Origin of the sequence: Klebsiella sp. GN_Kp190 (assembly GCF_040061795.1) — a bacterium.
Lineage (GTDB): Bacteria > Pseudomonadota > Gammaproteobacteria > Enterobacterales > Enterobacteriaceae > Klebsiella > Klebsiella michiganensis.
Genome location: NZ_JBEAFN010000052.1, coordinates 1 through 8,659 on the forward strand (window position 1 = coordinate 1; position 8,659 = coordinate 8,659).

7 protein-coding genes are annotated in these 8,659 nt (G+C 60.7%); 2 read left to right on the forward strand and 5 right to left on the reverse strand.

Annotation, left to right across the window (positions count from 1 at the left end; all coding sequences use genetic code 11):
• Positions 1–149: 149 nt before the first annotated feature.
• The 5 genes from entH to entC are packed head-to-tail and all read right to left on the reverse strand — an operon-like array spanning position 150 to position 4,976.
• Positions 150–563, reverse strand: coding sequence for a proofreading thioesterase EntH (entH, locus tag ABLU67_RS23825; RefSeq protein ID WP_024358838.1), 414 nt, complete (start codon positions 561–563; stop codon positions 150–152).
• Positions 564–1,319 carry a 2,3-dihydro-2,3-dihydroxybenzoate dehydrogenase EntA gene (gene entA, locus ABLU67_RS23830; protein ID WP_064377817.1) on the reverse strand — a complete coding sequence of 252 codons (756 nt, stop codon included), beginning with the start codon at positions 1,317–1,319 and terminating at the stop codon, positions 564–566.
• On the reverse strand, positions 1,319–2,170 hold the full coding sequence (entB, locus tag ABLU67_RS23835) for an enterobactin biosynthesis bifunctional isochorismatase/aryl carrier protein EntB (RefSeq protein WP_025108237.1): 852 nt from the start codon (positions 2,168–2,170) through the stop codon (positions 1,319–1,321). The genes entA and entB overlap by 1 nt, the downstream gene beginning before the upstream one ends.
• Before the next feature lie 13 nt (positions 2,171–2,183).
• Complete coding sequence (gene entE / locus ABLU67_RS23840) at positions 2,184–3,791, reverse strand: (2,3-dihydroxybenzoyl)adenylate synthase EntE (RefSeq protein ID WP_025108238.1); 1,608 nt, start codon at positions 3,789–3,791, stop codon at positions 2,184–2,186.
• 9 nt (positions 3,792–3,800) lie between these two features.
• A complete protein-coding gene (gene entC, locus ABLU67_RS23845; RefSeq protein WP_025108239.1) occupies positions 3,801–4,976 on the reverse strand; it encodes an isochorismate synthase EntC in 1,176 nt (391 codons plus the stop codon).
• Positions 4,977–5,163: 187 nt separating this feature from the next.
• Here entC and fepB point away from each other — a divergent pair, with 187 nt between their 5' ends.
• Together fepB and ABLU67_RS23855 are read left to right on the forward strand one after the other, a co-directional pair.
• On the forward strand, positions 5,164–6,123 hold the full coding sequence (gene fepB, locus ABLU67_RS23850) for a Fe2+-enterobactin ABC transporter substrate-binding protein (RefSeq protein WP_032748644.1): 960 nt from the start codon (positions 5,164–5,166) through the stop codon (positions 6,121–6,123).
• Positions 6,124–6,352: 229 nt separating this feature from the next.
• Positions 6,353–8,470 carry a glycosyl hydrolase family 18 protein gene (locus tag ABLU67_RS23855; protein WP_348852561.1) on the forward strand — a complete coding sequence of 706 codons (2,118 nt, stop codon included), beginning with the start codon at positions 6,353–6,355 and terminating at the stop codon, positions 8,468–8,470.
• The last annotated feature ends 189 nt before the right edge of the window (positions 8,471–8,659 follow it).

The window sequence follows — 8,659 nt, forward strand, 5'->3', positions numbered from 1 at the left end:
GGTCCGCAGACGATGATGAACCCGTAGCCCGGTCAGCGCAGCGCCACCGGGGAAGCACACCGCAGACGACGGTGAGTTGTCCGGAACCACAGACGGCGCGTTACCCGTAGCCCGGGTAAGCGCAGCGCGACCCGGGAACAGGCTATGCCTCAGCCGAGGACCGCCGTGCCCAGACGGCAGGTGCAGCAGCGTCGTCCCCGCTCGTCGAACACCGCAATTTCCCAGCTCTGGCCCTGACGCCCCAGGTGCAGCGCCCGGCATTCGCCGCGGACTTTGCCGCTGGAGACCGCCCGGTGATGGGTGGCGTTGAGCTCGGTCCCCACTACGCACTGCCCCTCTTCGGTCATCAGCCACCCGGCCATCGAGCCCAGGGTTTCCGCCAGCGCCGCGGAGGCGCCGCCGTGCAGCAGCCCGAACGGCTGATGGGTTCGCGCGTCGACCGGCATTTCCGCTTCCAGCACGCCCTCCTCAATCCGGGTATAAACGATGCCCAGATGCGCCACCATCGTATTGACGCTGGTCGCGTTGAGTTCATCCAGCGTCAGCTGACGTTTCCAGGCCATTTATGCCCCCAGCGTCGAGCCGCCGTCCACCACGATATCCTGCAGCGTGATATGGCTGGCGTGGTCGGAGGCGAGGAACAGAATGGTATTGGCAATCTCCTGCGGGCGGGCGATTTTGCCCAGCGGAATGCCCAGCTTAAACTGCTCGCCGAAGCCGCGAATGCGCTGCTGCTCAGCGTCATCGCTCACCCACAGCGTCCGCTGCATATCGGTATCGGTAGAGCCAGGAGAAACCAGATTACAGCGTACGCCGCTGCCCGCCAGCTCCAGCCCGACGGTCAGCGCCAGGCTCTTCAGCGCCGCCTTTGATGCGCCGTAGGCGCTCATGCCAATGCGCGGCGTATGCGCAGCGTCGGACGCCACGGTCACAATCGCCCCGCTTTTTTGGCGGCGGAACTGCCCCATCGTCTGCTGGAACAGGTTAAACGCCCCGCCAACGTTAACGGCAAAGGTCTGCTGCCAATCTTCCTGGCTCAGCGCATCGGTCGCCCCCATCCGCAAAATACCGGCGGCATTGACCAGCACATCCAGCCGCGCGATCCCTGCCAGCAGGCGGCCGCACGTCTGCGCCACCTGCTGCGCGTCGGCAACGTCCAGCGTCTCGGTGGCGAACGGGTAGCTTTCGCCGTCGAACGCCAAATCAAACCCGGTTACCTGCGCGCCGGCCTCAACGAACGCCAGGGCGGTGGCGTAGCCGATCCCCTTGCCCGCGCCGGTGATCCACACGGTCCGGCCGTGAAAATCGAGCCCGTTCATTATTTCACCTCGCGGGAAAGCAGCGCCCACCAGGCATCAATGGTCGGATTTTTCGCCAGCACCACGAAGTCGATATCGCCGTGCACTTTACGCCAGCGGGCGGCGAGCGCCATCATGCGTACCGAATCCAGGCCGTAGTCGATCAGGTTTTCGTCATCCATCGGTTCGTCGGATTCATCCAGCAGCGGCAGCACCAGCGCCCGCAGCGCCGCTTTCGATGCCGGCAGCGGCAGCAGCTCTTCGGTCATCACCACTCGACCGGAGCGACCCGCCACGTAGTTGAGCGCCATCAGGTGCTCCTCGCGGCTGAAATCGGCCAGCGCGTCGGCAACGAAGAACGGCTTAATATCGCGCATAAACGCATCGGTCGCAGTGGTCATGCAGCCGATATGGGCATATACGCCGGTGATGATTAGCTGATCGCGCCCCGCCTCTTTCAGCATCTCCTCCAGCGGCGAGCGATGAAACGCGCTGTAGCGCCACTTCACCAGCACGGTGTCGTTGTCGTCCGGCGCAAGCGCGGCAATCACCTGCTGCTGTTCCGGCGAACGGGTCAGGCCCGGCCCCCACATGTCGTTCAGCAGCGCGCGGTCTTCATCGCTCTGCTCTTTCGGCTGGGCGGTGTAAAAAACCGGAATATGGTTCTGTTTGCAGAACTCGCGCAGGGCGGCGATGTTGGCCACCACTTTCTCCATCATCGCGCTGTTTTCGCCCCAGAAGTTAAGGAAATACTCCTGCATATCGTGGATCAACAGCGCGGCACGGGACGGCTCAAATGCCCAGTTCACTTTATTCGCCGGGATATCGCTGGCTTCCGGCAGCGCGTAAGCCTGTAATTTTGGGATTGCCATTCTGTCTTCTCCTTCAGCCCAGCTTGCGTTCAGCCAGCCACTGACGTAATTGTTTTTTATCGACTTTGCCCACCGGCGTCAGCGGCAGCGCATCAACGCACTCCACGCGGTCCGGCAGTTTAAATTCTGCGACCCCTTGTTCCCGCAGGAAGCGGCGTACCGCCACCGCGCGCAGAGGCTCTTTTACCACCAGATATGCGCAGCTCTTTTCCCCCAGCAGGCTATCTTCCATGCTGACCAGCGCGACGTGGATCACCGCCGGATGGCGCAGCAGCAGGTTTTCGATCTCTTCCGCCGCGATCTTCTCGCCGCCGCGGTTGATCTGATCTTTTTCCCGCCCCTGCACGGTGATATAGCCATCTTCATCGATCGAGATCAGATCGCCAGAGCAGTAGAAACCATCGGCATCAAAGGCCTCGGCATTATGCTGCGGGCTCTTGTAGTACCCGCGGAAGGTATAAGGGCCACGGGTCATCAGGCGCCCGACTTCGCCGCGCGGCAGCGGATTACCCTGCGCATCGGCCACCCACACTTCGTCATCAGGACACATCGGGCAGCCCTGGGTATTGATAATGCGCTCGGGGCTGTCGTTGAGGCGGGTATAGTTCACCAGCCCCTCCGCCATGCCGAAGACCTGCTGGAGCTGACAGCCGATTTCCGCCGGAATACGCGCGGCGAGGGTCGCGGACAGGCGCGCCCCACCTACCTGCAGCAGCCGCAGCGACTGCAGACGGGCATTGCTGCCGGACTCATGGATCTCCTGTAACCACAGGCTTACCGCCGGCGGAACCAGCGAGGTCAGGTTAATCTGGTGCTTTTCGATCAGCGGGAAGCAGAGGGTGGCGCTCGGGTCGTGCGCCAGCACCACCACGCCGCCGGCGAGGAAGACGCCGAGTGAACCCGGCGAGCTCATCGCGTAGTTGTGGGCGGCGGGAAGCGCGTTCAGATAGCGCGTTTCGGCGCTTACGCCGCACAGCTGGTTGCTGCGGCGAATGCTGTATTCGTAGTCGTTATGAGTACGCGGAATGAGCTTCGGCGTACCGGTGCTGCCGCCGGAGAGCTGGAAAAAGGCCACTTCGTCAGCGGGCGTCGGATGCGCGACGAAATTATCGTCAGGCCGCGCGATGGCCGCCGCCAGGCTGCGTTCGCCGCCGTCGTTCAGCAGCAGGGCCACGCGTACCGACGCATGCTGGGCGACAAAAGCGTTAAGAAAATCATCATCGGCAAACAGCGCGTGTTCGCGGTCGGCAATCAGCAAAGCGGGTTCAATCTGCGCGGCGTAGGCGTTCAGCTCGCTACGCTGGTGGCTGAACAGCGCGTTGACCGGCGCAACGCCGATACGCAGCAGCGCGAAGAAGGTGATATAAAATTCCGCAACGTTGCCCAGCTGCACCAGCGCCGTTTCGCCGCGCTTCAGGCCCTGACGCTGCAGCGAGGAGGCGAGGTTATCCACCAGGCGGTTGAATTCACGGTAGCTGTAGCTTTTGTCGCCGTCGATAATCGCGGGAGCGTCGTTTTCCGCATGACGGGTAATCAGATGGGTTAGCGGCAGATCCTGCCAGTAACCTTTTTGCCGATAGCGGGCCGCAAACTCTTCCGGCCAGCGGGTAAATTCGATCATCATAGTCCCTTATTGCAAGCCGAATACGTTCAGCATGGTGGTCAGTTTGACGCCGGTTTCGCGCCACTCGCCTAGCGGCGAAGAGGCCGGGACGATACCTGCGCCAGCAAATAGCCGCAGGGTGCGCTGCTGCAGGCGCGCGCAGCGGATGGTCACCACCCACTCGCCGTTGCCTTCATCATCGCACCAGCCGACGATGCCGCCGAACAGCTGACGGTCGAACGGCTCCAGTTCGTTAATCAGGCGTTTCGCCGCCTGATGCGGGAAGCCGCTCAGCGCCGGCGTCGGGTGCAGCAGGCAGGCCAGCGACATGGCGTTCTCATTTGCCAGCGCGGTGCCCTGAATCTGCGTCGCCAGATGCCACAGGGTCGGCGTGGTGATCAGCTGCGGAGAGTCCGGCAGGGAGAGTTCGCTGCTGCGCGGCGCTAATACGGCCTTCATCGCCTGGGTCACCAGCTCATGTTCGTGGCGGTCTTTTTCCGATGCCAGCAGCCTGTGCCCCGCTTCGCGGTCCAGCACATCGTCCGGCTGGCGACGGGCCGAACCGGCCAGCGGCAGAGAGCTGAAATGCGCGCCTTCTTTACGCAGCAGCAGCTCCGGGCTGGCGCCCAGCAGCACGCCGCCGTCCGAGAGCGGCACGTGGAAGTTATAGCTGGCCGGATTCTGGGCGATCAGGCGCTCGAGCAGCGCCCCGCTATCCACCCGTTCACGGGTGGTGATATCAATCAGGCGCGAGAGGACCACTTTGTCCACTTCCGGCGTCGCGGTGAGGGCCGCCGCGCGCGCCACCATTGCCATGAAGGTGTCCTGTTCGGGGATCTCCCGGCGCTGCACCACGTCCATCGGCTGCTGCCCGGACGCATAGCGCGCGGAGTGCTGCTTTTCAGTGCGGGAGAACGCTGTCCAGCTCGCGGGGATAAACAGCTCGGAAGGCTCGCTGGTATCGAACGGAATGGCGCCGACCATCACCGGCTTTGCGATCCCGGCAGCCCGCGCCGCTTTAAACGAGGCCGCTATTTTTTGCTGAAACTCCCCGTCCGGATTATCGCCGTCGGCGGCCGGATGAGAGAATCGGCTAAAGCAGCCAGCGGTGGTGAAGCTGCGGTACGGCGACATAAAGAAGAAGCTTTCCGGCGGCAGAGTCATTTTTTTCTCCCGTACTTCCTCAGCCAAAGACGTTTCCATATCATCCTCCAAAAACGATAAAGATATTACGAATAATTATCATTTATATTTTGGTTGGGTAACCTAAAAGGTATTGCGCGCTATGTCAACCGTACAGGTAGCATGTTGTGCGACTTAAGCTTGCATCGACGCCGCTCACAGCTGAAAATGAGAAGCATTTATCACTACTTAACCAGGATGCGAATACGTGAATTTCTCCACCTTTTGCCGCCGTACCCTCCTCGCCAGCGGCCTGGCGATTTTCGGAATTAGCTCAGCGCTGGCGGCAGACTGGCCGCGTCAGATAACCGACAGCCGGGGACCCCATACGCTGGAAAGCCAGCCGCTGCGCATTGTTTCCACTAGCGTGACGCTGACCGGCTCACTGCTGGCGATTGACGCGCCGGTGGTGGCCAGCGGGGCCACGACGCCCAATAACCGCGTCGCCGACGGTCAGGGATTTTTACGCCAGTGGAGCGATGTGGCGAAAGCGCGCAAGCTGTCGCGCCTCTATATTGGCGAACCGAGCGCTGAGGCCGTCGCGGCGCAAATGCCGGATCTCATTCTGATTAGCGCCACCGGCGGCGATTCGGCGATGATGCTCTACGACCAGCTTTCCACCATCGCCCCGACGCTTATCATTAACTACGATGATAAAAGCTGGCAGGCCCTGCTGACCCAACTGGGGGAGATTACCGGCCACGAAAAACAGGCGGCGGAGAGAATCGCGGAGTTTGATAAAAAGCTGGCGGCGCTGAAAGAGAAAATGAAGCTGCCGCCGCAGCCGGTCACCGCGCTGGTCTACACCGCCGCGGCCCATAGCGCCAATATCTGGACCAAAGAATCCGCTCAGGGACAGCTGCTCGAGCAGCTGGGCTTTACCCTTGCCGACCTGCCCGGCGGGCTGCATGCCAGCCAGAGCCAGGGAAAACGGCATGATATCGTGCAGCTGGGCGGGGAAAACTTAGCCGCCGGACTTAACGGCCAGAGCCTGTTCCTGTTTGCCGGCGACCAAAAGGACGCCGACGCGATTAACGCCAACCCGCTGCTGGCGCATCTGCCCGCCGTTGAAGGCAAACGCGTTTATCCGCTGGGGACGGAAACCTTCCGCCTGGATTACTACAGCGCCGTACTGGTGCTGCAGCGCTTAGCGGCCCTCTTTGCGTAAGCCACGCTTCCCGGCGCCGGTCGCCGGGATCTCATCGCGCCTCATTTCATATATCATCGCATTGTTATAACAGGCTTTTTCACCGTTTAACGCCCTATCACCCTCATCGCCCATCAGCCGAAATATCATCGTTTCAGGTGTTAATTTGTGATTAGCCCCGGCCGCCGCGTTGCCCGATTATCTGCCCCACACCGCTTGAGGTGGTCATTCAACACAGAAGGAAATTAACGTGGCAACGAGCAAATTGATTCAAGGCGATACGCTGACCGAAACCAGCAACGCCGCAGACGGCTTTAACCCGGCAACAGAAGTGAGCGCATACAGCTATACCTCCGCTCGCGTCGCTAAACCGGTCTATAACAAATACAAAGCCTCCACCACCAAACCCAAAGTCTTCGGCTACTACACCGACTGGTCACAGTATGATGGTCGTCTGCAGGGCGATAATTCAAAAGATAACCGCGGTCGCGGCTACGACCTGGCCAACGTTTCTCCTACCGCCTACGACAAAATCATCGTCGGTTTCGTCGGCGTGACCGGCTTCCACAAAGTAGACAACCTGTGGCGCGACGTGGTTGCCGAAGGTGCCGATCAGTGCGGAAAAGTGAAGTACGAGCCCACCTTTCTCGACCCGTGGGGCGACTTCCAGTCTTACGTTAACGTTGGCCATACCGTCAGCGGCTGGGATGTCGATCCGAAGACCGTGACCCAGAGTAATACTAAAGGCCTGCTCGGCGGCCTGCGCGATCTGCAGGCCAAAGCGAAGCAGCAGGGCCACGACCTGGTGCTGTCCATGAGCATCGGCGGCTGGAGCATGAGTAACGGTTTCCATGAAACCGCCGCGTCTGACGCCGCGCGTAAGGTCTTTGCCAAAGGCGTGGTAAAACTGTTCAAACAGTTCCCGATGTTCAGCGAAGTGGATATCGACTGGGAATATCCGAACGCCGAAGGCGCTGGCAACCCGTACGGCCCGGAAGACGGCGAGAACTACGCCCTGCTGATTGGCGAACTGCGTAAGCAGCTGGACGCCGCAGGCCTGAGCAACGTCAAAATCTCCATTGCCAGCTCGGCGGTGGTCAAGACGCTCGGCTACTCCAACGTCAATGCGCTGCTGAAAGCGGGCCTGTACGGTATCAACGTCATGACCTATGACTTCTTCGGTACCCCGTGGGCGGAGAGCGTGACCCACCACACCAACCTGAAGGCGCTGGAAGAAGGCGGCTGGGGGGTGGATACCGTTGTCGGCCATCTGCTGTCCGAAGGCTTCCCGGCAGAGCGAATCAACATTGGTTACGCTGCCTACACCCGTAACGGGCGCAACGCGGAGCTGGAATCCCTTTCTCCGCTGAAGGGTACCTATAACCCGGGCACCGGCACCACCGTAGGCTCCTTCGAATCGGGCACCACCGAATGGTACGACATCATTTATAACTACCTGGATCTGGAAAACCAGAAAGGCCGTAACGGCTTCAACGTCTACACCGACAAGGTTGCCGACGCGGACTACCTCTACAACCCTGACAGCAAACTGTTCATGTCCCTGGATACGCCGCGCACGGTGAAAGCCAAGGGCGAATACGCCGCCAGCCTCGGCCTGGGCGCGCTGTTCACCTGGACAATCGACCAGGACAACGGCGTGCTGGTTAACGCCGCCCGTGAGGGTCTGGGCTATGAAATGGCGTCTGAAATTATCGATATGGAGCCGTTCTATTTCGAAGGCATCAACGTCGACCCGGCGGATACACCGGATGAACCGGAGGAAGAGGAGGAGGATACCGTCCAGCCTGAACCGTCGGTAAACCATGCGCCGAAAGCCGCTATCGAACTGATGGTGGTAGGCGGCTCCCGCGTGCGTCTTTCCGGCGAAAAATCTTCTGATGAAGATAACGACGAGTTGACCTTTAGCTGGGGCGTGCCTGCGGCGATCAACGTCGCCGATAAAACCGCGGCGGTCATTGAGTTCGATGTGCCGAAAGTGGCTGCGGATACCGAGTACACCTTCACCCTGTTCGTGCGCGATACCTGGGGTGAACCGTCAACGCAGCAGCGCTTTGTGCTCTCCGTCGTCGCCGCGACTCAGACTGATGATACCGAGGACGAGCCGGCTGACGACCAGGATCGCACCGATGATACGCCTCAACCGGCAGATGATGATGCTGTTCCTTCTGACGAAACCACGCCTTACCCGCTGTGGAATGCCAGCACCGTCTATGGCAGCAACTGGGGCAGCTTTGAAATCGTGAGCTGGAAAGGCCATAACTACCAGGTGAAATGGTGGTCTCAGGGCAACCAGCCGGATCTGAACTGCGGTCAGTTCCAGGTCTGGAGCGATCTCGGCGCGTACTAAGCGTAAATCGTCACTGACGAGTGATAGCCAGCCCCGGAGCAATCCGGGGCTTTTTATTATCGCTCTTTTCGGTTTTCCCGGTGGCGCTACCGGGCAACTGCAGATCGGTAGCCTGGGTTGCTCCGGGATGAATGCATCGGTGCGGCTTCTTCCCGGGTCGCGCTGCGCTTACCCGGGCTACGGGTCCAC

What these genes read in the sequence shown, in the direction of transcription:
- entH (WP_024358838.1), bottom strand. Translation starts at nt 563, where the DNA reads ATGGCCTGGAAACGTCAGCTGACGCTGGATGAACTCAACGCGACCAGC.
- entA (WP_064377817.1), bottom strand. Translation starts at nt 1,319, where the DNA reads ATGAACGGGCTCGATTTTCACGGCCGGACCGTGTGGATCACCGGCGCG.
- entB (WP_025108237.1), bottom strand. Translation starts at nt 2,170, where the DNA reads ATGGCAATCCCAAAATTACAGGCTTACGCGCTGCCGGAAGCCAGCGAT.
- entE (WP_025108238.1), bottom strand. Translation starts at nt 3,791, where the DNA reads ATGATCGAATTTACCCGCTGGCCGGAAGAGTTTGCGGCCCGCTATCGG.
- entC (WP_025108239.1), bottom strand. Translation starts at nt 4,976, where the DNA reads ATGGAAACGTCTTTGGCTGAGGAAGTACGGGAGAAAAAAATGACTCTG.